Genomic DNA, 24,638 nt, shown 5'->3' on the forward strand with positions numbered 1-24,638 from the left:
TCGAACCCTGGACTCGAACGACGAAGATACGAAACGTGCCTTAGGGATACGGTCAAGCTAGAAAGGGCACACGGTGGATGCCTAGGCGACGAGAGGCGAAGAAGGACGTGGATAGCTGCGAAAAGCTCCGGGAAGCTGCGAACAAGCGTTGATCCGGAGATCTCCGAATCGGGCAACCGAGTGCGGTCATACGCACTAGTGCCGGACTGAATACATAGGTCCGGTGCGGCCAACCCAGGGAACTGAAACATCTAAGTACCTGGTGGAAAGGACATCAAAAGAGACTCCCCTAGTAGCGGCGAGCGAACGGGGACCAGCCTAAACCCAATCAGTGTAAGCCTGGTGGCGTTGCTGAATGGGTGTTGTGGGTCCAGTGAGAGAGTGCACCAGCCTCTCACAGAGTTATCAAGTGTATGGTTAGTGGAACAGCTTGGAACGGCTGGCGATACAGGGTGACAGCCCCGTACACGAAAACGATACACCTCTGCATTGGCACCCGAGTAGCGCAGGGCACGTGGAACCCGGCGTGAATCTGGGAGGACCATCTTCCAAGGCTAAGTACTCCTCGGCGACCGATAGTGAACAAGTACCGTGAGGGAAAGGTGAAAAGCACCCCGGCAAGGGGAGTGAAATAGTACCTGAAACCGTGTGTCTACAAGCAGTTGAAGCACTATGTCTTCGGACAGTGCGACAGCGTACCTTTTGCATCATGGGCCTGCGAGTTACGCTATGTCGCAAGGTTAAGCCGTGAGGTGTAGCCGAAGGGAAACCGAGTCCAAATAGGGCGATTGAGTGGCATGGCGTAGACCCGAACCCGAGCGATCTATCCATGGGCAGGTTGAAGCGTGGGTAAAACCACGTGGAGGACCGAACCCACCGAAGTTGAAAATTCGGGGGATGACCTGTGGATCGGAGTGAAAGGCTAATCAAGCTCGGAAATAGCTGGTTCTCCGCGAAATATATTGAGGTATAGCCTCGGACGAATTGCACCGGAGGTAGAGCACTGAATGGGCTAGGGGTCTTACCAGACTACCAAACCCAATCAAACTCCGAATGCCGGTGACAAGTATCCGGGAGGCAGACTGCGGGTGATAAGGTCCGTAGTCGAGAGGGAAAGAGCCCAGATCTACAGCTAAGGTCCCCAAATCCAGTCTAAGTGTCGAAGGATGTGGGAGCGCTCAGACAGCCAGGAGGTTGGCTTAGAAGCAGCCACCCTTTAAAGAAAGCGTAATAGCTCACTGGTCGAGCGAGCCTGCGCCGAAAATGTAACGGGGCTAAAGTCTGGTACCGAAGCTTAGGGTTCTACGCAAGTAGAGCGGTAGCGGAGTATTGTCAGGTAGATACAAGCCATACCGTAAGGAGTGGTGTCGGACCTGAGAAGAGCAAATGCAGGCATGAGTAGCGATAAACAGGATGAGAAGTCCTGTCGCCGTAAGCCCAAGGTTTCCTGGGGAAGGATAATCCTCCCATGGGTTAGTCGGTCCCTAAGCTGAGCCCGAAAGGGGTAGGTGATGGCAAGCAGGTTAATATTCCTGCACCACTGACTGTACGTTGACCTGAGCAGGGACGGAGAAGGGTAGGCCGAGCCAGCCGTTTGGTTGTGCTGGTTCAAGCGCGTAGGCGGTTCCCGTAGGACCCAATAGGGACAAACGCGGGGGCAACGCCGAGACGTGATGAGGTGGAGCTCCGGCTCCAGAACTCGGTGATCCCATGCTTCCAAGAAAAGCTGCGCAGTGAGTGCATTCGGTGACCGTACCGCAAACCGACTCAGGTGGGCGGGGTGAATATCCCAAGGCGCGTGGGAGAACACTGGCTAAGGAACTCGGCAAATTGACACCGTAACTTCGGGAGAAGGTGTGCCCCCGTTACGTGAAGGCCCTGCGGCTGGAGCGGAAGGGGGTTGCAGAGAAATGAGGGTTGCGACTGTTTACCAAAAACACAGGACTCTGCGAACTCGTAAGAGGACGTATAGGGTCTGACGCCTGCCCGGTGCTGGAAGGTTAAGGGGAGATGTTAGTCTTCGGGCGAAGCTTCGAACCGAAGCCCCAGTAAACGGCGGCCGTAACTATAACGGTCCTAAGGTAGCGAAATTCCTTGTCGGGTAAGTTCCGACCTGCACGAATGGCGTAACGACATCCCTACTGTCTCGGCCAGTGACCCAGCGAAATTGTATTGGGGGTGAAGATACCCTCTACCCGCGGCAAGACGGAAAGACCCCGTGAACCTTTACTGCAACTTGGCAGTGAAGCTCGGGACATTCTGCGTAGGATAGGTGGGAGACTTTGAAACCGGGGTTCCGGCTTCGGTGGAGTCAACCTTGAAATACCACCCTGAATGTTCTGGGCTTCTAACCCAGCACCGTCATCCGGTGCGGGGACACTGTCTGGTGGGCAGTTTGACTGGGGCGGTCGCCTCCCAAAAAGTAACGGAGGCGCGCGACGGTTCCCTCAGGCTGATTGGAAACCAGCCGTAGAGTGCAAAGGCATAAGGGAGCTTGACTGTGAGACCGACAGGTCGAGCAGGTGCGAAAGCAGGTCTTAGTGATCCGGTGGCTCCGAATGGAAGGGTCATCGCTCAACGGATAAAAGGTACTCCGGGGATAACAGGCTGATCGCGCCTGAGAGTTCATATCGGCGGCGCGGTTTGGCACCTCGATGTCGGCTCATCGCATCCTGGGGCTGGAGCAGGTCCCAAGGGTTTGGCTGTTCGCCAATTAAAGCGGTACGCGAGCTGGGTTCAGAACGTCGTGAGACAGTTCGGTCCCTATCTGCCGTGGGCGCAGGATACTTGAGAGGATTTGACCATAGTACGAGAGGACCTGGTTGAACGTACCTCTAGTGTTCCGGTTGTCCCGCCAGGGGCATAGCCGGGTAGCTATGTACGGAACGGATAACCGCTGAAAGCATCTAAGCGGGAAGCCGGCCTCAAGATGAGGTATCCCGGACCTTCGGGTCCCTGAAGGCCCCTTGTAGACTACAAGGTGATAGGCTGGGTGTGGAAGTGTGGCAACACATGGAGCTGACCAGTACTAATCGGCCGTGCGGCTTGACCTATCTCTAAGGTACGAGTCGTGTCAGTTCGAGTTCAGGGTTGGAGACATGAGTCCCGCAGGCCAAGCGCCGCGCGGACCTGCCAACCTGGAGACGTCTAATCAACTTCCAGAGCTGTTGCTCTCCATCTCTTTCGGTGGCGATGTCGAAAGGGTCATACCCGATCCCATCCCGAACTCGGTAGTCAAGCCTTTCAGAGCCAATGGTACTGCAGCGGAAGCGCTGTGGGAGAGTAGGACGCCGCCGGATTTATCGAAGCCCCTCGTCTCACGACGAGGGGCTTCGCCCTTTTAACCACCCACTCCTCGAGCGCCCGCGAGAGCGTTCGCGTTTGGTCGGCCGAGATCTGGCCGCGTTCGGTTGGTCGAGACGCGGTTGTGTTCGGTCGGTCGCGCTTGGTCCGGGGCCCGTCGTGCGACCGGACGGGAACGCCGCCACGAAGTCGCGTTACTGCTCGAAGCGACGCACGATGCGCAGTGACTCGCCCGGCCGCACGAAGATCTCCTCTTCAATGGAGCGCCCGTCGTCTGCCACGAGTCGCAGCAAATGCCGGCCCGGAGATACCTGGAGGTCTGGGATGGGTGTCCTCCTTCCGGTGGGCCGTCCGTCGAGGTGGACGTGGGCCCACGGGACGGTGGTCAGCACCAGGAGGCCCGGACGGTTGGGGTCGGGCGGGGCCGCCGCCTGGTTGGGTACCGTGCTCAGCTCGACCAGGGCAGTGACCGTTGGGCGAACGGTGACCTCCGTCGACACGGGCGGGTTTCCCGCGGAGCGCAGCTCCACGTGCCGCGTTCCGATGCCGACGTGCTCCAGCCGCAAAGGTGTCTGACCCCGCATGACGCCGTCGACCCAAGCCTCCGCAGGGAGTCCCCCGCGCTCTCTGATCTCGATCTGGCCCTCCCCACCCTGCTGTGTCGCCATCCAACCCACAAGCCCGATCGCGACAAGGGCCAGGGCGCCTGCTGCGTACCAGAGAGTGGAAACGCCCCCCGCCGCTGCGGGCGGAGGCGCTCGGTGGCGCTCATCCATCGCTGGCTTGGCCTTGTCCTTCTGCCTCTCCTTCGTCGCGCGTCGGGCCCGGTCTCGCGCCCGTGCTCGCCGTACCTCCTCGGGCTCGGGGGTGAGCGCGTCCGGCGCGAGCTTGACGGAGCTGGAGAGCGTCGCCGTGATCTCGAACGACCTGGGCGCGCTGGATGTGAGCGCGTCGGACGAGAAGTAGATCTGTGTCGGCGCGTCGTCCCATGAGCTCGCGCTCTCTGCCTCGAACGTCGTCTCGGTGATGACCGTGGGCTCGTTCGCGAACGGGTCGTCGTCCATGCTCGCCGGTGGCCGAATGGACTCGATGTCCTCGGGGCGACGTAGTGCCGCATAGAGGTTGAGTCGCCTCTTGCTGCGCTCGAGCGTCTCGTCGAATTCGGTGCGCATCCATTCGGCGGCGCGCGAGGTGGTGAAGGGTTGCCCACCGACACTCAAACAGCGCAGAAACCCGGCCTGTAGCTCCGCTGTGGACTCCGGGCGATTGCGCCGATCTCGCGACATGCAGTTGGTCAGCAGCGTCGCGAGCTCGCGGTACGCTTCGCTTGGTCGCTTCGGTGCCTGAGTGGGCGCCTCGTCGTCGGGGCGCCTGCCGGTGAGCAGCTGATGCACACACGCCGCGACCGAGAAGACCTCTGCGCGTGGGTCGAGTGGCGCTCCCGCCAGCTGCTCAGGGCTTCGGTACGCAAAGCGCCCGTCCAGCAACGCGTTGGCGTCGTCGTTGTCGTCGCCCGGCAGTCCGAAGTCCACGAGCTTGACCGTCCCCTCGTAGCTGACCAGCACGTTCCCGGGTTCGAGATTGCCGTGGTACACCGGCGTGGCCACCCCATCCGTCCGGCGACTGTGCGCATGGTGCAGCGCGTCGCAGATGCGGGCACCAATGAAGGCGGCCATCCCCACGGGCGCCTCGCCTCGGACGACGCGCCGCTCGATGATGGCGGTGAGGCTCTGACCCCACACGTGCTCCATGACGGTGTAGTGGGTCGCGCCCACCTTCCCCAGCTCGTAGATGGGCGCGATGTGGGCGTGGCTCAAGGTCCCGAGCAGCTTCGCCTCGTCGATGAAGCGCTGGGTCGCGGCCTCATCGTGCACCAGGTGGCTCTTCATGCGCTTGAGCGCCACGAAGCGCTGGAACCCCTCCACCCCGAACGTCTTGGCTAGGAACACCTCCGCGTCGACCCCGCTGTGGAGGCGCTCGAGGAGCAGGTACTTTCCGAAAGGGATCGCACGTGGAGCGCGCGAAGTGCCGGGAGACGTCACGCGCCGATGGTCGCGGACGTCCGTCGCTGGCGCAAGGGTAACGCTCCACAAACGAAAACGGGACCGGCGTGACCGCCGATCCCGTCGTCGTTGGGGTCATCTCGTTCAGGGAACGACGGCCGCGCTGGCGACCAGGCCCACCGAGAGCGCCGAGCAGGTGCCGTTGAGCTGCACGTCGTACAGGTTCGACAGGATGCCGCTGATGTCCGAGAACTCGACGTCGCCACCGAGCAGGGGGAGGAGGTTCATGATGGTCGTCTCGAACGCGGTCTTCTCGAGCGCGCCGCCGAGCACGATGTTGGTCACGGCCGTCTCCGACAGGGTGCCGGTGATGAGGACGTTGCTGACGTTCAGGTTGATGTCCACAGCGCCGTTGTCCGTGGTGTAGGGGATGGCGAGCGCGAGGCTCGGGACCGCACCCTGCATGTTGCCGCTGCCGTCCAGGCTGCCCACGAAGGGACCGGCCAGGCTCTCGGCGTCCGCGCCGGTTCCGTCGAGGACCTCGACGACGACGCAGTTGGTGCCGGTCTGGACGCTGACGATCAGGTCGAGGCGCGAGCAGTCCGTGGCGTCCGGTGCGCAGGAGAGCGCGGTGTCGATCTCGGCCTGCAGGTTGATGGGATCATCCGGCGCGAGCCCGGGGAGCGCGGCTACCAGGTCGATGAGGGAGTTGTCGACTCCACCCGGATAGTCGGGCACGCGGCAGGCGCTGTCCGCCTGGTCCACGTTCTGACCGACGGTCAGGCCGTTCTCGGCGTCCTCCGGGGTCGGAATGGTGAGCTGGTTGATGCGGTACAGCACGGCCGTGCCCGCGTCACCGCACATGCCGAAGTCCGGCTGCGTGATGTTCGTGGTGCTGGTGGTGGTGCCAGTGGTGCTGGTCGTGCTGGTGGTGCCAGTGGTGCTGGTCGTGCTGGTGGTGCTACCGCTGTCGTCGCCGCAACCGGCGAAGAGGGAAGCGCTCAGAGTAAGGCCAAAAGCTAGTTTCTTCAGATCCATCCCGATTTCTCCTTTAAGCCCGCCCCTGGGGGCGACGGGTCTTGCCACCGGTCGCCTGTGCGAGCGGCGTAACTTGGTAACACGTTCAATTCGACGAGTGCAAGGGTCTGCCGACCCCGAGTCGCACGTAGAATGCCTGACGATGTGACTATCGTCCACAACTTCGTGAACGTTCGCGGCGCCGGGTGACGACGGCTCGTGCGGCATCACGGCTCCCCCACCGCGGTCGCCGAGCCAGTGAGCCCGACCGAGAGCGCCGCGCAGGTCCCACCCAGCTGGACGTCGTACAGATTCGAGAGGATGCCGCGGATGTCTTCGAACGAGATCTCACCTCCGAGGAGGGGCAACAGATCGCGGATGGTGTCCTCGAACGCCACCTGGGCCAGGCTCCCGCCAATCACAATGTTCGTCAGCGCGCCCTCGCTGATCTCGGCGCTCAGGACAACGTTGGTCACGCTCAAGTCGATGTCCACGGCCATGGTCTCGGCTTGGTACGGGATGGACAACGCGAGCTGGGGCACGCGACCACGGAGTGTTCCGTTGGTCGCGTGGGCGACGAATGGAGCGGCCAAGGCCTCGCCGGCTCCATTCCGGACCTGCACGTTGGCGCACGCCGAACCTGGTGTGACGCCCACGACCAGGTCGAGGCGCGTGCACTCCGCGGGCGAGGCGTCGCTCGGACACCCGAGCGCGTTGTCGATCTCCGCCTGCAGGTCGATGGGATCATCGGGCGCCAGGGCTGGGAGCGCGGCGTTCAGGTCGATCAGCGAGTTGTCGACGCCGCCTGGGTAGTCCGGCACGCCGCACACGCTGTCCGCGTCGTCGACGTTTTGCCCGACCGTGGCGCCCCCGTCGGCCTCGTCTGGCGTCGGAATGTGGAGCGTGGTGATGCGGTAGCGCACCTCCGCACCGGTCGCTTCGCACTCGAGGGGAGGAAGGTCTTGGTCGACGTGGTGCGTCCCCATGTCGACGATGGGGGGCTCCGTGGTGTCGTCGCAGCCAGCCCACAAGGCTGGTAGCAGCAGTGTCGCGCCGAGGGCGCGGCGTGTGAACGAATGGGTCATGGGTCTCTCTCCGTGGTTCAAGCTGTAAGAAACGGAAGAGGGGACCCACCCCACGGACCGACACCCCGAGGGACACGTGCGCGCTCGAGTGCCGATCGAGCTCCGCGCAGCATGTACAGTGGGGCGCCGGAACGCGGCGCGCTCCCCTCAGGTGCCTACAGCTTGCCGGACCCGACCTGCAGCGTCGAGGCCTCGAGAGAGAATTTCGCGCGAACCCGCGCTCAACGCCGCGGGCTGTGCTCGACCTCGGCGGTGACCGTGTTGCCGCTGGCGTCGGTGGCACGGACCGCCACGACGTGCGGACCCGGCGCGAGATCCGGGAGGTCGACCTCGAAGCGCTCCACCGCCGTGTCCAGCAGGTGGTCCACAGGGAAGATGTCGCGGAACGGCCCGCCGTCCACCGCCAGCTCGAGCCGCGCGACGGGACCCAGGGTGTCCACCGCCCGTCCGCTGACGCGCGCGCCCTGCAGCTGGAGCTGCTCGATCACGGGGGCGTGGTTGTCCACGCGGATGGGCTCCGACACGGCACGCGACGTCAGACGCAGCTCACGCGGGTTGGCGGGCTCGTCCGAGGCCTCCACCTCGACGACGTAGTACCCGTCGGGGAGGGACGCGGTGTCCCACGTGTAGTTCGCGTCGGTGTGCACGACGTCCTCCCGGAACATGTCGCGCCACACGCTCTGCCCCTCGGCGCGGAAGCGCAGGCGGTAGCGCAGGCTGTCGTTGTCCGGGTTGTCGACCTGCCACTCGAGCTCGTAGCGCGTCGACGCGCCACGCGACGCGGGCCGTGCCTTGAGCCCGACCTCGAGCACGACCGGGCGCTGGTTCTGCTGGAGGTAGTGCAGCGTGATGGCGTTGACCGCGCTCGCGGGGGTGGTGAGCTCGGCCCGCACCTGGATGTAGCGGGCGCCCGGGCTGCGCACGGGACCAGGCGCCGTCATGGGCGCCGACCAGGCGCTCCAGGTCTCGTCCGCCGTGCCGCTGTTGCCCGTCCGCGTCATGAAGCGCACCGCCCCCTGGCCGCGCCAGTCGAGCTGTCCGAACCGCGCGTTGAAGGACGCGTCCAGGACGCGGCTCGTCCATACGGGTGTCGCGGCGGGGCGGTCGGTGACGCGATACACGGCCCCGCTGTCGCCCGTCGCCAGCACGGGCTCGCCGCCCAGCATGTCGATGGTGAGCACCTGCCGCTCCTCGACGTCGATCAGGACCGAGCTGGTGCGGTCCGCGGCGACGCGCAACACACGACCGTCCTTGCCCACGCCGGCGTACACGGTGCCGTCGGTGTCGAGCTGGACGCACGTGAAGTGCCCATCGTCCTGTGCGTACACCCGCTCCGTGCGCCCCTCGGGGCTCACCACGAAGAGCCGCCCCTTGCCCGTGTTCGGCCGGTTGGGCACGCCATCCGTCGCGGCGCCCACACGCGGCGGCGAAGGGAACTCGTTGGCGACGACCGCCAAGGTACCGCTCCGAACGGCGAGCGCGGTGATCTCGTTGCCCGGGAAGTCGTGCACCACCTCGGCGCGCCCCGGCCCGAGCAGCTTCAGCACCAACGCCTCGTCGCTCGTGCCCGCGTAGACGGTGCCATCCGCGTCACGCGCCAGGCTCATCACGTGGCTGGCGTTGCTCTGGTAGTAGACCTCGGCGTGGCCCCGGCGGTCGATGCTGTACACGCGCCCATGCGGGCCGGTGGCCGCCAGCAGCGTGTTGCCGTTCACCACGAGGGCCCACACGTGCTCCGTCTCTTCGAGGCGCACCAGCTCGCGCATGGCCCCGTCGGGAGCGACCGCGAAGACGCGCCCTTCGGGCAGCGTACCCGCGTACAGCGTGCCGTCCGTGTCGAGCGCGAGCGACGCGACGAGCAGCTGCCCCGTGCGGGCGACCTCCTCTACGCGGTCGCCGCGCAGCCTCAGGATCTTCCCGTCGTTGCCCGTGCCCAGGTAGACGCTGCCGTCCGCCGCCCGCGCCATGCTGTACACGAGCGGGGCTTCATCGATGGCGATGCGCCGCACCTCGCGTCCTACCGCCAGGGTGCCCTGCGACAGGACCGTGGTGCCCTCCAGCTCTCCAGCGGCGAAGCTTGCGGCAGAGTCCACCTCGAAGCTGCGCGTGCCTACGGCGCCGGCATGCGACGCGAGCATGCTGGTGACACCGAGGGCACAGGCGAGCGCCCCGACGGGACGTGTGGCGCGCCCACACGACGCGCGACGGAGGACGGATGACGAGGCGATGCGTGGACGAGACGTGGTCATGGGTTGGCTCTCGCAGGGCGAACGCGAAGGGTGAGTCGGGCGCTGCCGAACACGACGTCTCCCATGGGGAGCTCCTGTCGCTCGCGCGTCTCGAAGGGGGCCGACACGAGCGTGCCGTTGGTGGGGTGCAGCGCGTCGAGCGCGGATCCGGGGAGGCCGCTCACGGCGTGGCCGTCGAAGCGTAGGCCGCGCGTCGGCAGGGCGATGGCGGCCACCAGCGACGTCGCGGCGTAGCGGTCGCCGAGGTCGCGCAGGTACTCGTCGAGGTCGCGCGGCCGGCCGTGCTCGCGCGTCTGCGAAGGCCCCGGCGCGATGGTCAGCTGCAGCGACTCGCCCGCGGCGTGGCGGGGCACGCGCACCTGGACCACCCGCGTCGTGTCCGGTTGACCCCAGCGGCGCAGCCGCAGGTAGACTGGCACCGTGGACCCTGCCTCGACCTCTTCCTCGAGTGTCGTGGCGGAGACCAACTGCAGCACGTCGCGGCGATAGTCCACCTCGAGGTCGACCTCGACCCCGAGCACTCGGGCCGGCCCGAACGGGTTGTCGAACGCCGCGAGCATCGCCGCGAACACACGCAGCTGGGCCAGCGTGCCTGCCTCGGCCGGGCCGTCGTCCATGTAGCCGCGCTCCTCGAACTCGAGCGCGTCACGCCCCTCGAGGCGCAGGCGCGTCCGGGCGCGGTACACGACGTCGGTCGAGTCCGCGGCCGCCGCCTTGAGCGCGTTGAGGACGCTGGCATACGCGAGCATCGGCGAGAACGAGCGGTGATGCGCCAGCTCCATGTTCCACTCGGTGCGCGGCGCACCCTCCACGCCGTGCAGGCGCACCCGCAGCGGGATCGTGGCTGCCTGGAAGCGCGTGTCGATGACGATGGCGCTCTGCCGGTCGTGCACCAGGGTCCCGAGCGGCGTGATGGCCTCGGCGATCTTGAATGAGCGGGCCTCGCTCACCAGGACGTGGAGCACGCGCGCGGTCGTCGTGGGCAGCCCCGTCTCACCCCCGTTCAGCATCGGGTGACCGAACGCGACGACTCGCTGCCCACCCACATGGGTGACCGTGCCAATACCGGTGGTGTTCATGTCGCCTCGCACGAGCTGTACGCCGATCGAGCCGCCGTCGACGTACCGAGCGTTGGGCTGCGGCGCGGCGGCGCCAGACCCGCCAGCCTGCACCGGATCGAGGCCGAGCGCGCTCAGCTGCCGCGAGAGGAGCTGCGCCACGTCGTCCGTGAAGCCTCCCAGCATCATGGGGGTCTGCGCCGGCTGTAGCCCCACAGGGCCGTTGACGCGGGCCTGTGCCACACGCGCGATGTCGCCGCGGATGCCCGTCAGCGCGTCTGCGTCCGTTGGGGGTAGGGCTGCCGCGCGTCCGCCCCCGGCGCGCGGCCTCCGGCTGGTGGCGCGGCCGGCGCCCGGGGCCGTCGGGAACACCTCGGCGCCTGGGAAGCTGCTGGCACGCACGGGGCGGTTCAGCTCGGCCAACATGCTGGCGATCGGGGTTACGCCGATGACGGGGTCGGTGCCGTAGGGCCAGCCGTACGCGTACGCCCCTGCGAGGCGTCCGTCGAGATAGACTGGGCTACCGCTCATGCCGCCCACCGCCCGAGCGCGGTTGAGGAGCGGGTGGGGCGTGCGCACCAAGATCAGATCCTGGTCCGGCCGGAAGTTGTGGAGCACGTCGATGACCTCGACGTCGAAGCGCTCGGGTTCGGTACCCGAGAGCACGCTCAGGCCGTAGCCACGCATCCCGGGATGGATCTCGTCGACGCCGATGGTGCGCGGTCCGGTCTGCGCGAGGCCCACGGTGGCTCCCACCGCGGCGAGCAGCCCGAGGACGCCGATCAGCACCTGCCCACGGGGACGGCGACGCGCGGGGCGGCGCACTGGCGGAGCGGAGGCGTCGCTGGGCGTGCGGAGAGGACATGGGCTGAGCGTCATGCGAGATGCTCCAAGGGACAGGCGGCCCCAGGAGCTGGACGCCGGTGGAGTGGCCGACTGGCCAGGGTCGAGACGGTGAGGGCGCGCATCGCTCGGATGTAACGCGCAGTCGGGGCGTGAACTTCCACCTGAGCTGATACGACCGCGTGGAATCGGTTCGGAGCGCACAGACCGAAGGCGCTCACTCGGCGGGGACGACCGACGCCCGAGGCTCGAGGTCGAGGCTGCGCAGCAGCTCCCGCACGGCCTCCAGCCGGAAGGGCTTGGTGAGGCACGCGACCGCACCGACGAGGGACGCCGCCGGGTGCTCCTTGGCTCCGGCTTCCACGACCAAGACGACCGGGACCTCGGGCATCAGCTCCGCGATCTCCTGCGCTAGCTCGATGCCGTCCATCCCAGGAAGGCGCTCGCTGACCAGCACCAAGTCCACCGTCCACTGCGAGAGGAGCGCGAGGGCGCCTTCGCCAGAGCCGCTGCCGACCACCCGATGCCCCTCGAGCGTCAGCATGCGGGCCGCGCGGGCCTGTTGATCGGGATCGCTCTCCACCACGAGGATGCCGCACGCGCGCTTCGTGAGCGCCACCCGCCGCGCTGCCTCGGCCAAGGTGATGCGTTCCTGTGGGACCAGCTTGGGCATGAGCGAGGTCCATCATAGGGCGGCACCCCACGCGATGCAACGGCCGAACCCTTTCGCTGTAATATTGAAGAGTTCAGCTTCCAAGGCGGAAGTCTCGCACGTGCGAGAGGCCCGACTCGGGCGGGGGGGGTTCGAGCTCCCAGGTGTCCATGAGCCCCACCAGCGCTTCGGGGAAGTAGCTGAGCGCCATCGCGCACACGGCGGGGTCCGAGTCGAACACGGCGACGACCTCGCCACCCCGCGCGAGCTCCGGCAGCATGTCGCGCTTGTGAGCTTCGTCGGAGGCCGTCGCGTCGGGCTTGAACGCCAGCTGAACACCCGGCTCGGCGATGGGGAAGCCGTGGTCACGCAGCGCCGTGACGGTGCCCACCAGCATGCTGGGGATGTCCCTGGCGCTCAGGTAAGCGACCGAGCCGCCCGCGCCGTGCAGCCGGGACACGAACTCGGCCGCCCCTGGCTCCGGGGTGTCGTAGGCGACGTAGGCCGAGTCGTGGAAGCGCGTGTACCAGAAGTTGGTGATGTCCTTGATGACGCCGGGCTGACTCAGACCGACCTCGCGCAGCGTGTCGCGCAGCAGCCGGCGCACCATGCCTTGATCGAGTTGCCTCAGGGCCTCCGCCACGTTGGGGGCGGAGCCCTCCACGCTGTCGGCGTACTCGAGCAGGATCTGGAGCGTGCGGGGTCGCGTCTCGAACAGCGTCCCGTCGAGACCGAACACGACCACGGGCGGGAGCCCACCGTCCGCCGCCCGCACGTTGACCCGGTCGAGCACCTGTTGGAGCAGTTGAATCTGGTGGGGCAGGGGTGGTGGCAGCACGAGCGCGAGCGTATCAAAGGTGTTGCGAAGGACGCAACGGAACGGCGGCGGTCCGCGTCTGGGCCCCGACCCCGCCTTGGCGCTCGCTCGGGGCGGCTGATATCCTCGCCCCGATGACTTCCTCTTCTGTGTGTTCCCGGTCCTCGTTCATGCTCGTCTCCATGCTCGCCTTGGCGGGCGCGGTGGCGGGGTGTAGCCGTCCCACCCGCTATGTGATCGAGGGCGACACGCAGGTGTTCACGCTGACGAACCTGCACCCGGACGAGCGACGTGGCGTGGCCTACTCCTTGAACTATCAGCAAGACGGCCTCATCCCCGTCTGCACACCGGTGAACGTCGACAGCGTCGACCAGCGTGAGCTGCACTTCACGGTGACCGCCAGCGGCCGTCAGTACCGCTATCTCTTCACGCGGCACCTGCGCGACGCGATCGACATGCACATGGGGCGCTACTTCGGGCCGAACTGCCCAGACCTCACGGCGCTGAGCGACGCCGATCGGGCGGGCATCCAGCAGGGGCAGGTGTTCCAAGGGATGAGCAAGCAGGGGGTCATCATCGCCATCGGCTATCCGCCCGAGCACGCGACGCCGTCCCTCGACAGCGATCAGTGGTCGTACTGGCGCAACTCGCACAGCCGCTTCGTGGTCCACTTCGTGGACGGCGTCGTGAGCGGCATCCAGGACTGAGGCGCCGCTGCGGGTCTTCCTCACCGGGGCCACGGGCTTCCTCGGGGCGCACCTGCTGACCGCGTTGCGCTCGGCCGGGCACGACGTGCGCGTGTGGGCGCGAGCGTCGTCGGACGTGTCGGGCCTGGGCGACGTCGAGGTGCGACGTGGTTCGTTGCACGATGGGGACGCGCTGGCGGTAGCCATGGCGGGCTGCGACGCGGTGCTCCACGCCGCAGGCGGCGGCAAGGTGCTGCGCATCGCGGAGGTCTACCGCGACAACGCCGAGAGCACGGCGACCGTGCTGGACGCGGCCGAGCGCGCCGGGGTCACGCGCTTCGCGCTGGTGTCGTCGCTCGCGGCGGGTGGCGGTGGGCCTCGGCCACGCACGGAGCGCGACGCGCCGCGGCCCGCGTCTCACTATGGCAAGAGCAAGCTGCTGGCCGAGCGTCATGCGCTGGACCGGCGTGAGCGCATGCGGGTCGTCGTCGTGCGGCCTCCGGCGGTGTACGGTCCCGGGGATACGCGCATGGTGCCGCTGTTCTCGGCGGCTGCGCGGGGGGTGCTGCCCATGGTCGAGCCCAACGGCAGCCTGTCACTCGTGTACGGCACGGACTGCGCGCGCGCGCTCGTCCTGGCGCTCGAGGCGGACGTGCCGAGTGGTCGCGTGTACTACGTGTCCGACGGTGAGCCCTACGCGCGGCGCGAGTTCGCTCGGCTGATCGGTGCAGCGGTGGGGCGCAGCGTGCGCGTGGTGCCCGTGCCCACGGCAGCGGTCGTGGTGGCTGGTGCGCTCAACGAGGCAGTGGGCCGCTTGCGTGAGCGCAGCGTCGTGCTGAGCCGCGACAAGGTGGCGGACATCCGTGTGCCGCACCAGACGTGCGACGCGGCGTTCATCCGCGCCGAGCTCGGCTGGGCGCCCACATTGCGCTTCGATGAAGGGGCGCGCGTTACGGCGGAGGCGTATCGAGACGCCGGGTGGCTGACGCGCTGATCGGGCACGCCCCCCCGCGCAGCGACATGGTCTCAGCGGGCTCGTCAGAGCGCCGCGAGCGCGTCGCGTAGCTTGGCCGCCAGCGCAGCCCCCGCCTGACCGTCGAGCTTGCCGGCAGGCCAACCCACGCCCAGGCCGCGGTCGCTGTCGGGCTTGGGGATGATGTGAAAGTGGACGTGGAACACCGCCTGGTGCGCGCCCGGTCCGTTGTTCTGCAACACGTTGTACTCGGACGCGCCCGTCACGGCCATGACCGCTCGGCACAGGCGCGGCAGGACGCGCCCGATGGCCGCAGCGGATTCGTCCGAGAGCGCGTCCAGCGTGGCCGCCGGCTCCTTGGGGATGACGAGGGTATGCCCCTCGGAGAGCGGCCCGATGTCGAGGAACGCGAAGACCAGGTCGTCTTCGTACACACGGTGACAGGGGATCTCCCCGCGCAGGATCTTGCTGAAGATGGTCTCGGACATGTCAGTGGGTCTCCCTGCGTCGCGTGCCGTCGGGCGGCACGGTGAACTCGGCGATGATGGCCGTCGTGCCCCGCATCAGCGCGTCGAGCGCGCCGGCGCGATCGATGGCGCCGTCGATCCACTGCTGCACGGTGGCGCGTGAGATGGCCACCAACATCTGCGCCAGGACGGTGGCCATGGCGGGCGTGCAGCCCGTGACCTCGGCGATGGTGCGATGCCACGGCCGCACCATGCGCTGCCGGACCTCGGTGATGGTCTGCTCCAGCTCGGGGAAGGGCGCGACCGCGCCGAACAGGTACCAGCCGCCGGCCCCCTTCTCGTCGATCAGGTCGAACACCACCTCGACGAAGGCGCGCACGGTCTTCTGGAAGTCCTCGGCGTTGCGGTCCGGACCCGCCGGCGGGGTGGCGACCAGGCGGGCGCGCAGCTGGCTGCGGAGCGCGTCGGTGAAGTCTTCGAGGACGGCGACGAGGAGGGCGTGTCGGTTCGGAAAGAACTTGTAGACGACGGGGCGGGTCACGCCCGCGGCCGCGGCCACCTCGGGGATGCGCACGCCATCGACGCCGTCGCGTACGATCAGCGCGGCGCTGACGAAGATGAGCTGCTGACGGCGGTCCTTGGCCCACAGGCGCTGGCTCCGCTCTTGGTCGCCGAGGTCCTTGGGCTTGTGTGTCGTGGACTTGGGCTGAGCCGTCATGACGCGCGAGAGGGAGCGTCGGCGGGACGTGTGGCCACCACGGACGGGCGCGCGAGCAGCCGCTCGGCGTAGTCGCGTACGTGGGGCGGCGCGTCGACCTCGACCATGTCCAAGAACTGCAGGAACGGCGCGTACGCGATGTCCGCGATGGAGAAGGCGCCGCCGACGAGCCACTCGCGCTGCGCCAGGTGGGCGTCGAGGATGGCGAAGTGGCGTGCGATCTGCTTGCTGGCTTGCGCCATCAGGTCGCGCTGCCAGCGGTCCTCGGGGAGAAAACGCTTCGGAAAGATCAGCACTCCGACGTGCCCCGCGAACTGCAGATCGCACAGCTTCACGTGCATGTGCACCTCGGCGCGGCCCTCGGCGCTCTCGGGGAGCAGCGGCGGTGTGGGGTGCGTGGCCTCGAGGTAGTCCAGGATGGCGCTTCGACTCGACGAGCTTGAGGGCGCTGTCGACCACGCGGGACGCGCCGTAGGGGTTGATGGCGAGGTACTCGGGCGAGCGGTGCTGCTTGCCCATGTCGACCTGCTCGACGTTCCCACGACGCCCTTCTCGAGCAGGGCGATATGGACGCGTTGAGTACAGATGCTGAGCGCGCGGGTGGCTGGAGAGCGGGCATGGCGGTCTCGGCGGCTCGCAGGGAGCCCGTCTGTGGTAGGAACGCGAAAGAGGACCACGGATGCCCCACGCTCAAGTCGATCATGACGGAGTCGCGCGCGAGCCTCGACGCCCTGACGTTCGCGCCACCGTGGCGCATCTGCAACCCCTGACGTACGCGTGGGCACCGCACGACGTTACCTGACGCGCTACGGCAAGGGCCTCAAAGGTGGTGCTGGGGGAGTGAACCCCGGCCGTTCCGGCATGGGTCAGACGGGCGTGCCGTTCGGCGACGTGTCCATGGTGCGACTTCCTGGAATCGAGGGGTGGGGAGCCCCGACCCGGCACCCGAACGCGTCCGGTGGAGGGCTTCGCGTGCGCCCGCAGCGAGGTGAGCGGCACCCGCCTGTGGGGCTGGGCGGCGGAGCGCTTCGGCACGCCGGAACGCTTCTTCGCGCAGTTCTTCGTGGTGAACTATTGCCCGCTGATGTTCTTGGAGGAGGGTGGCTGCAACCGTACGCCCGGACAGCTCCCGTGGCGGAAGCGCGCCTCGAGGCGCTGTGCGACCGCGCGCTGGCCGGCATGGTGAAGGTGCTGAAGCCCGAGCTGGTGATCGGGGTGGGTCAGTGGGCGCGCCTGTCCGCCGAGCGCGCGCTCAGCGAGCATGGCGTCACGGTGCGTGTCGGTCAGGTGCTGCACCTGTCGCCGGCGAGCCCCGCAGCCATCCTGCGGCTGCGGCGCAAGCCGAGGCACAGCTGCGGGAGCTGGGCGTGCTCGACTGACGCGCTGGTCGAGCCGTGAGGGGGCGTGCGTCCGACGCGCCCGAGGGCCGACGCTCATGGCTCCGAGGTGTCAGCGGTTCCTGCGGAAGCCGACGGGGTCTGCTCGGCGCGCCGCGCGGCGACGTCGACCGCTGGCGGTGCTGCGCTCCGGCGCGCCGCGGTGACGTCGACCGCTGGCGGTGCTGCCCCCGTCTTCCTGTCCGCTTCTCGGAACGACACGCGCCACGGTGGCTGCGGCGCGCGCGCGGCGATTTGCCGCCGGTTGGCCCCGGCCGCGAGCAGCTTCGTCGCTGGCGCGCAGCACGGCGTCCACGCGCCCAGCGCGCGCGCAGCGCTTGCGCGTCCCAGCGCCTACGCCGGGGATGCTCCAGCTGCGCCTTCAGGCGTCGCTGCGTGCCCTTCTGCTCGCGGATGCGGTTGCTCGGAGCGGTGCGCTTGTCGCGGGCCAGCGCCAGCATCTGTAGCGCGGCGTGCAGCCGAGGATGGGGTTCTTCGCGGCAGGTACACGCGGTCGACCAGCTTCCGCCCTTGACGTTCTCTTTCGCGAGCCCGACCAGCGGCAGGCCCTCCATGCCCAGGTCGCGCAGCGCCTCGAGCGCCATGCGCAGCTGCCCGCGTCCGCCGTCCACGACGAGCAGGTCGGGCAGCTCCCAGCTCTCGTCGCCCGTGAGCGCGCGCTTGAAGCGCCGCGACAGGACCTCGTAGATGGCGCCGTAGTCATCGCCGCCCGTGACCGTCTGCAGGTGGAAGCTGCGATAGCGCGCGCGCTCGGGCTGCCCGTCCAGCAGCGACACCACGGCAGCGACCGTGTCCTGTCCGCCGCTGTGCGAGATGTCGATGCACTCGATGCGGCGCGGAAGAGTCGGCAGGCGCAGCTTGTCCTGTACGGCCAGCAGCCGCTTCTCGACGTCTTGGTCCGCGCGCTGCTTCTCTTGGAAAGCGTGCGCCGCGTTCTCGCGCGCCATTTGGAGCAGGCGCACCCGTGGGCCGCGCTGCGGGTGCAGCACCTTCACGCGCGCCTGGCGCCGCTCGCTCAGCAGCTCCGCGAGGCCGTCCATGGCCTCCACGGCGTTGGGTAGCAGCAGCTCGTCCGGAAACTCGCTGCCCTCACGCGCGTAGAACTCGCTCACGAACGACGCGACCAGCTCGTCGTCCGGGAGTCCCACGTCGCGCAGCCCGAAGGTGCGCACGTTGACCAGCTTTCCTTCGCGGATGCGCAAGAGCGCCACCTCGGCCTGGTCCGCCACACGGTGCAGGCCCACCACGTCCTGATCCGCGCCGCTGACGCTGGCGACGCGCTGCTCCTCCTGGATGCGCGACACGGCGCGCAGCTGGTCGCGGAACACGGCAGCCTGCTCGAAGTCGAGCGCGCGGGAGGACTCCGCCATGCGCTGCTCGAGGTGCTTCACCAGCTCGTCGTGGCGCCCCGAGAGGAACAGCCCCACGTCGCGCACCTGCTCCAGGTAGCTCTCGCGCGGGATGTCCAGCACGCACGGCGCCGGGCAGCGCTTGATCTGGTACTGCAGGCACGGGCGCACGCGTCGCGCCAGCTCCGCGTCGGTGCAGGTGCGCAGCTGGAAGTGCCGGTTGACCAACCGCAGCGTCTGGCGCGCGGCCGTGGCCGAGTGGTACGGGCCGTAGTACGAGGCGCCGTCCTTGCGCGGCTTGCGCACTACGTCGATGCGCGGCCAGGGCGCGCTCGGGTTGATCCGCAAGGAGAGGAACTCCTTGTCGTCCTTGAGCTTGACGTTGTAGCGGGGCTGGTGCGCCTTGATGAGCTGGTTCTCCAGCAGCGCCGCTTCCTTCTCCGTCCCCGTGACGAAGGTCTCGAGGTCGATCAGCTCGTCGTGCAGGCGTGCGATGAAGGCGCGCCCGTCGCTGGTGCCTGGCTGGAAGTAGCTGCGCACGCGGCTGCGCAGGGAGCGGGCCTTGCCCACGTACAGGACCACGCGCTTCTGGCCGTAGAACACGTACACGCCAGGCTGGGTGGGGAGGGTCTCCAGCTTGCGCAGTACGAGGTCGGACAGGCTCATGGCGATGGGTCGGGTCGGACGAGCTGCGCGTCGGTCACGACGGCGTGCAGCGGGACGTCGTGCGGCAGGCTCGGTGCCTCGCCCACGAGCTGGAAGTCGTAGCAGAGGCCACAGCGAAAAGCTGTCGGGAGCCGCGGCAGCAGGCGGTCGAAGTAGCCCCGCCCATAGCCGACGCGGTGCCCGCGCAGGTCCATCACCAGCCCGGGGACCAAGACGACGTCGATGTCTTCGAGGGCGACTGCGCGAGCGTCTGGTCCTGGCTCGTGGAGGCCGAAGGGGCCGAGGACGAGCGGCCGATCTTGCTCGAACTGCGCGACCTCGAGTGTATCCGTCGCGGGATCGATGCGCGTCAGGGCGAGCGTGACCCCGCGTGCTCGGAGCGCTTCGTGCAGGGTGTCCAGCACCGGCTCGCCCTTGATGGGCTGGAACGTCAGGACGGTCTGCGCTCGCTGCACCTCGACGAGCTCGAGCACGCGGGCGCACAACGACTCGGAGCGCTCACGGCGTTTGTCGGCGGGCACGGACGCGCGCAGGGCGCGCATCTTCTGCCGCAGCGCGGCCTTGGCCTGCTCCCGCACGTGGTCTTCGAACGCAGCGCGCGAGTCCTCCGCGCTGGGGGGCTCAGGGGGCATCGCCGGCGTCGTCGTCGTCCGCCTCGAGCGCGCGCTGTTCGCCGGCCTTCGTCGCTCGTCGCGCCAGCTCGGCGTCCTCGCTGAGCCGCAGGTCGATGCGCTCGATCGCGCGGGTGATGGTCTCGCGTGCCACGCTCTCCACCTCGTTGCGCCGGCGCTCGGCCTCTTGCAGGTCCTCGACCAGGCCCAGCGCCACGACCGCGAGCAGCTGCGCGGGGGCGGCAGAACGCTGCGCCTTTGGGCCCAGCTGGGCGATGCGCTCGTTCACGATGCTCGCGAGGCCCTTCAAGTGCCCCTCGTCTGCGTCGGTGCTGAGGCGATAGCGTGCCCCGGCGATGTCGAGTGTGACGGTGCGCTTCACGGCGCTGAAGCTAGAGCACGAACCAGAATCCGTGCAAGCCCTAGCTTGTCGGACCTCGCGCAGCCGGCGTCGCTCCTCCCCGCGGATGTGCGTCCAGACCGCTGGCCGTCGGGTCCGCGACTGTCGCGTCGTGTGTGCCCGGCTGCTGACTCCAAAATGTTCCGATCGGGCGCGACGTGATAGACTCGCGCCCTTCGAGCAGTGACTTCCATCGACCCGCGCGAGTGCCATGATCAACGTTGAATGCCCCTCTTGTTCGGCTCCCTATGAGCTCGACGAGCGTCGCTTACCCGCAGGCGGGATGAACATGCGTTGCCCGAAGTGTGGCGAGTCCTTCCGCGTCAGCAAGGACGGTGCCTCGGCAGCGGGGGCCGCCGCAAAGCCCCCGCCGTCCCCCGTGAAGCCGCCGCCGGTGGCGCCCCCGCCCGTCAAGCCACCGCCCCCACCCGCACCGCGTCCACGTATCGCGCCCGCGTTCGACGCCGCCGACCTGCCTGCGCCGAAGCGTGCCCCTGCTGGTGACGACCTGGGCCTCGACTTGCCAGCGCCCAAGCGTCCGGCGCCAGCGGCAAGTCCGATGGACGACTTGGGCCTCGACCTGCCCGCGCCAAAAGCATGCCGCGGCCGGTGACCCGGTTGACCTGCCGGCTCTGAAGCGCGGTGGGGCGCTGCTGGCCGGAGACGAGCTGGCTGACCTGCCGGCCCTGAGGGCTCCCTGTAGCGGCGACGCTGGTTGACCTGCCTGCGCCGAAGCGGGCGAAGCGCCGCAGCCGACGACTCGGGTTGACCTGCCGGCGCCGAAGCGTGCGAGTGCCGCGGCCGACGACCTCGGGTTGGACCTGCCGGCGCTGAAGCGTGCGAGTGCCGCGGCCGACGACTCGGGTTGACCTGCGCCGGCGCCAAAGACGGCCGCGTCGCCTGTTGGAGACGAGCTGGGCCTGGATCTGCCCGCGCCGAGAGGTTCGGCGTCGGCCGATGCGGGCCTCGACCTCCCGGCCCCGAAGAGTGGCAGTGGAGGTTTGGATCTGGACCTGCCGGCGCCACGAGCGAAGGGTGGAGGGTTGGACCTGGATCTGCCGGCGCCACGTGCGAAGGGTGGTGGCGGGCTGGATCTGGACCTGCCCGCGCCTCGCGCGCAGGGTGGTGGCGGGCTGGATCTGGACCTGCCTGCGCCGCGCGCGAAGGGTGGTGGCGGGCTGGATCTGGACCTGCCGGCGCCGCGCTCGCCGAACGCCGACCTACCGGCGCCGCGCGCACCCCATGCGGACCTGCCTGCGCCCGCAGGGGACCTGCCCGCACCGCGCAGGCCGCAGCGCAAGACACCGTTCGACACCTTCGATTCGGACCCCGCCCCTGGTGAGCTCCCGCGTCCCAACGTCGCGGCGGCGGCGGCCATGCCCGACTTTGGCGAGCTCGACCTGGGGGCAGCCTCTGCGGGCTTCGACAGCGCGCCGCCGGCGACCGCCGCCGACCCAGGCGGCTATGGCATGGGCGACCTGGACCTCGGTCCGCCTCCGGCGCCGCGCGTCCCAGCGGCGCTCAACTTCGGCGTGGACGAGTCCGCTCCAGCGGGGCGCGCGCAGGCGCGCGACGACATGGACGACATGGACGACCTCGACGAGCTCGCCCTGCCGTCCCCGAGGAGCCGTGGCTCCGCCCCGGGCGCGGAGGCCAGCGTCGGCGGGCTGGGCTACGGTGACGTCGACCTGGGCGGTGACGACGATGGGGCAGGGCTCGAGTTCGACGGGCTCGCGCTGGACGAGGAGGGCTTCGAGGGTGAGTCGGGCGCGGCGCGCGATGCGCTGATCGCCGCGGCCCGCGAACGCAAGCGCGCTCAACAGGCCGAGCCTGCGGCCGAGGCGCCCCCGTCCAAGCGTGGCTACAAGATCCTGGCCGGTCTGGCCGTCCTCTTGGTGCTGATCGCTGGCGTCGGCGCGGCGCTCTCGCAGACGAAGTATGGTCTCTTCGGCATCTACGCCATCGAGGCCTACCTGCCCGAGGCTGGCGATCCGGCCCGCGTTCGGGAGACGATCCAAGAGGCGGAGCGGCAGGCCGCCGACGACACCTACAGCGGCGCGCGCGCGTCCTTGCGTACTCTGGGCGCGTATCGCCGCACGGCAGGCCTGAACCGTGAGCTCATGACCCGCAGCTTGCTGCACGAGGCGCTGTTCGTCGTACGGTACGGCAACATCGGGAACGCGGCGTCGCGCGCCAACTCCATCGCTACCCGCCTGGAGCAGCGTGGCAACGACGCACCAGGCATCGAGCTGGCGCTCGCGGCGAATCAGCTCCGCAACGGTGCCTTCTCGGCTGCCCGCGAGCGCGCGGCGAACGCGGCGCAGGTGAATCCGGCGGATCCGTACCCCGAGCTCGTCGCAGGTGAGGCCGCGTTGATGCAGGACGACGCCGCCGAAGCAGCCGCGGCGTTCCGCCGCGCGCTCGAAAAGAGCGGCGGGGCGCGGGCTCAGTGGGGCTTGGCGCGCGCGCTGCTCGCGGCCGGAGACCCAGCGGCCGCAGACGCCGTCAGCGCCACGCTGGCGCTCAGCCCGCGTCACGTGGAAGCACGCATCGCGCGTGCGCGGCACCTCGCCGCCCACGACGACTGGGAGGGTGCGGTCGCCCTCGCGCGAGAAGCAGCCGGGCTCGTGCCCATCGACGGTACGCGTCTCGTGGCACCGGCCCGCATCCGGGCCAACGCGCTCACGCTGCTCGGTCGCCTGCACCTCGCGCGTGGGCAGCGTTCGAAGGGGCGGGAGATGTTCGAGTTTGCCATCGCGGCGTCGCCGGACGACGTCGAGGCACTCGTCGGCGCAGGCAACTGCCTGTTGCAGGAGGGGCGCGCTCGCGACGCCCTGACCCGCTACCAGACGCTGCTCGACGCGTCCATCCCAGCAGAGGAGATCCCCACCCCGCCCGACGGCGCGCGCCCCTACATGGACCAGGCGCACCTCGGCGCGGCCCAGGCGCTCCTGGCCGTGGAGCGACCGCAGGACGCGCGGGGTCACTTGATGGGCCTGCTCGCAGAAGCCCCGGAAGACCCCGAGGTCTTGCTCTGGTTGGGCCGCGTGGCGCTGGCGACCTCGGGTCGCGACGAGGCGATCGAGCGCTTCCGCGAGGTCGTGCGTTTGGCCCCCGAGCGCTACGACGGCTACATGGCGCTCGCGCAGCTCTACTTCGACATGGACCGGGCGGACGACGCGGCGGCGGTGTTGGCGAACGCCTCCGAGCACGTCCCCATGACGGCGGACGTGCGCCGTCTGCGTGGCAGCTCCCAGGTGCGCCTCGGGAACCTCACCCAGGCCGTCGAGGAGTTCGAGGCGGCTATCGCGCTGGACGAGCACGACCTCGACTCGAGGTTCCAGCTCGGCATCACGCTGCGTCGCCTCGGCCGCCTCGCCGCAGCCGATGCGGCGTTCGAAGGGGTCGCGCAGCGCGACTCGAGCTACTCGGGTCTCGCGCTCGAGCGGGGACGCGTGTTCGAGGATCGCCACATGCCCGAGCGTGCGGTCGCCAGCTACGCGCGCGCGCTCGAGGAGTCGCCCGACGACCTGGATCTGAAGCTGCGGCTGGGGGCCGCGCGCGCCGCGGCGGGCCAGCTCGACGAGGCCGAGACGATCCTACGGGAGGTGCTGGCCGAGCGCCCTCTCTCGGCCGAGACGCTCCACTTCCTGGGGCGCGTCGAGTTCGCTCGCGGCCGCCTGGAAGAGGCTTCGCAGCTGTTTGGGCAGGCGGTCACCAACGACCCCTCGATCGCGGTGTTCCATGCCTACCGCGGTTGGGCGGCGCTGCTGCAAAACGAGCTCGCCACGGCCAGCCAGTCGGCGGACGCGGCCCTCGCGCGCGAGGCTACGTTGCCCTTGGCGCTCTGGCTGCGGGGCGACCTGCGCGTGCGGACGGGCCGCGCGCGCGAGGGGTTGGTCGACCTCATCGCCGCTGTCACGGCCGACCCGGACATGTTGGACGCGTGGGCCTCGATGGGTCACGGCTACGACGAGCTGGGGGACGCACGCCAGGCCATCATCGCCTACCAGCGCGCCGTGGAAGGGCGCCCGCGTCAGGGGGAGTGGTGGTATCGCCTGGGCCGCCTCCAGATCGACCACGGCGACAGGCGGGCCGGTGCCACCTCGCTCGCGCGCGCGACCGTCATCGGTGATGAGACCACCCCGCTGCCCACGTGGCTCCCGGCAGCTTGGCGCACGCGGGCCGAGGCGCACCGCGCTCTCGGCGAGCGCGGACCCGCCGTGCAGAGCTTCCGTCGCTACCTGGACCTCATGCCCAACGGGGCCCCCGACCGCCGCGAGATCGAGCGCGCGCTGCTGGATCTCGGGGCTGCGCCTTAGCAGCCCGCCGCGTGGCGTGGAC

At 68.6% G+C, this 24,638-nt stretch carries 16 protein-coding genes, 2 rRNA genes and 2 pseudogenes; 7 read left to right on the top strand and 13 right to left on the bottom strand.

Features of this window, described 5'->3' with window-relative positions; genetic code table 11:
• Positions 1-46: 46 nt before the first annotated feature.
• A 23S ribosomal RNA gene (locus H6726_20735) occupies positions 47-3,057 on the top strand.
• A 125-nt stretch (positions 3,058-3,182) separates the two neighbouring features.
• Positions 3,183-3,299: ribosomal RNA gene (gene rrf / locus H6726_20740) — 5S ribosomal RNA — on the top strand.
• A 198-nt stretch (positions 3,300-3,497) separates the two neighbouring features.
• Here rrf and H6726_20745 read toward each other — a convergent pair.
• The 7 genes from H6726_20745 to H6726_20775 all read right to left on the bottom strand — a co-directional run bounded on the left by H6726_20745 (position 3,498) and on the right by H6726_20775 (position 13,048).
• Positions 3,498-5,345 (bottom strand): protein kinase, encoded by a 1,848-nt coding sequence (locus tag H6726_20745; protein MCB9660086.1) that lies wholly within the window; start codon positions 5,343-5,345, stop codon positions 3,498-3,500.
• Positions 5,346-5,450: 105 nt separating this feature from the next.
• Positions 5,451-6,344: a hypothetical protein gene (locus H6726_20750; GenBank protein MCB9660087.1), complete on the bottom strand. Its 894-nt coding sequence runs from the start codon at positions 6,342-6,344 to the stop codon at positions 5,451-5,453.
• 206 nt (positions 6,345-6,550) lie between these two features.
• Entirely contained in the window at positions 6,551-7,408 is an 858-nt protein-coding gene (locus H6726_20755) for a hypothetical protein (GenBank protein ID MCB9660088.1), read from the bottom strand.
• Between the two features lie 221 nt (positions 7,409-7,629).
• Entirely contained in the window at positions 7,630-9,546 is a 1,917-nt protein-coding gene (locus H6726_20760; GenBank protein ID MCB9660089.1) for a hypothetical protein, read from the bottom strand.
• A 107-nt stretch (positions 9,547-9,653) separates the two neighbouring features.
• Entirely contained in the window at positions 9,654-11,594 is a 1,941-nt protein-coding gene (locus H6726_20765; GenBank protein ID MCB9660090.1) for a hypothetical protein, read from the bottom strand.
• 181 nt (positions 11,595-11,775) lie between these two features.
• Positions 11,776-12,231, bottom strand: a complete 456-nt coding sequence (locus H6726_20770; GenBank protein MCB9660091.1) for a response regulator — start codon at positions 12,229-12,231, stop codon at positions 11,776-11,778.
• Positions 12,232-12,304: 73 nt separating this feature from the next.
• A complete protein-coding gene (locus H6726_20775; protein ID MCB9660092.1) occupies positions 12,305-13,048 on the bottom strand; it encodes an HAD family hydrolase in 744 nt (247 codons plus the stop codon).
• A gap of 113 nt (positions 13,049-13,161) precedes the next feature.
• Between H6726_20775 and H6726_20780 the strand changes: the two genes are divergently transcribed.
• On the top strand, positions 13,162-13,734 hold the full coding sequence (locus H6726_20780; protein MCB9660093.1) for a hypothetical protein: 573 nt from the start codon (positions 13,162-13,164) through the stop codon (positions 13,732-13,734).
• Positions 13,735-13,741: 7 nt separating this feature from the next.
• Positions 13,742-14,707 carry an NAD-dependent epimerase/dehydratase family protein gene (locus H6726_20785; GenBank protein MCB9660094.1) on the top strand — a complete coding sequence of 322 codons (966 nt, stop codon included), beginning with the start codon at positions 13,742-13,744 and terminating at the stop codon, positions 14,705-14,707.
• 44 nt (positions 14,708-14,751) lie between these two features.
• Here the strand turns inward: H6726_20785 and H6726_20790 are convergent, their stop codons facing one another.
• From H6726_20790 to H6726_20800, 3 genes are read right to left on the bottom strand one after another with little or no spacing between them, the layout of a single operon-like run.
• Positions 14,752-15,174, bottom strand: coding sequence for an HIT family protein (locus tag H6726_20790; GenBank protein ID MCB9660095.1), 423 nt, complete (start codon positions 15,172-15,174; stop codon positions 14,752-14,754).
• 1 nt (position 15,175) lies between these two features.
• The gene (locus H6726_20795) at positions 15,176-15,871 is read right to left on the bottom strand and encodes a TetR/AcrR family transcriptional regulator (protein MCB9660096.1); all 696 of its coding nucleotides are present in this window, start codon (positions 15,869-15,871) and stop codon (positions 15,176-15,178) included.
• Positions 15,868-16,212, bottom strand: coding sequence for a glutathione S-transferase family protein (locus H6726_20800; GenBank protein MCB9660097.1), 345 nt, complete (start codon positions 16,210-16,212; stop codon positions 15,868-15,870). The genes H6726_20795 and H6726_20800 overlap by 4 nt, the downstream gene beginning before the upstream one ends.
• 360 nt (positions 16,213-16,572) lie before the next feature.
• On the opposite strand from H6726_20800, the pseudogene H6726_20805 reads away from it, so the two are divergent.
• Positions 16,573-17,250, top strand: a pseudogene (locus H6726_20805) (single-stranded DNA-binding protein).
• A 365-nt stretch (positions 17,251-17,615) separates the two neighbouring features.
• Here the strand turns inward: H6726_20805 and uvrC are convergent.
• The 3 genes and pseudogenes from uvrC to H6726_20820 form a co-directional block, all read right to left on the bottom strand.
• Positions 17,616-19,283, bottom strand: a pseudogene (gene uvrC, locus H6726_20810) (excinuclease ABC subunit UvrC).
• Entirely contained in the window at positions 19,280-19,915 is a 636-nt protein-coding gene (locus H6726_20815; GenBank protein MCB9660098.1) for a 5-formyltetrahydrofolate cyclo-ligase, read from the bottom strand. Before H6726_20815 ends, uvrC begins: the two are co-directional and overlap by 4 nt.
• Positions 19,905-20,276: a cell division protein ZapA gene (locus H6726_20820; GenBank protein MCB9660099.1), complete on the bottom strand. Its 372-nt coding sequence runs from the start codon at positions 20,274-20,276 to the stop codon at positions 19,905-19,907. Before H6726_20820 ends, H6726_20815 begins: the two co-directional genes overlap by 11 nt.
• A 229-nt stretch (positions 20,277-20,505) precedes the next feature.
• On the opposite strand from H6726_20820, the gene H6726_20825 reads away from it, so the two are divergent.
• Together H6726_20825 and H6726_20830 are read left to right on the top strand one after the other, a co-directional pair.
• A complete protein-coding gene (locus H6726_20825; protein ID MCB9660100.1) occupies positions 20,506-20,907 on the top strand; it encodes a zinc-ribbon domain-containing protein in 402 nt (133 codons plus the stop codon).
• A gap of 430 nt (positions 20,908-21,337) precedes the next feature.
• Positions 21,338-24,616, top strand: coding sequence for a tetratricopeptide repeat protein (locus H6726_20830; protein ID MCB9660101.1), 3,279 nt, complete (start codon positions 21,338-21,340; stop codon positions 24,614-24,616).
• Positions 24,617-24,638: the final 22 nt, after the last annotated feature.

The organism is Sandaracinaceae bacterium (assembly GCA_020633055.1).
In the GTDB taxonomy this organism is placed as follows: Bacteria; Myxococcota_A; Polyangia; order Polyangiales; family Houyiibacteriaceae; genus JADJJE01.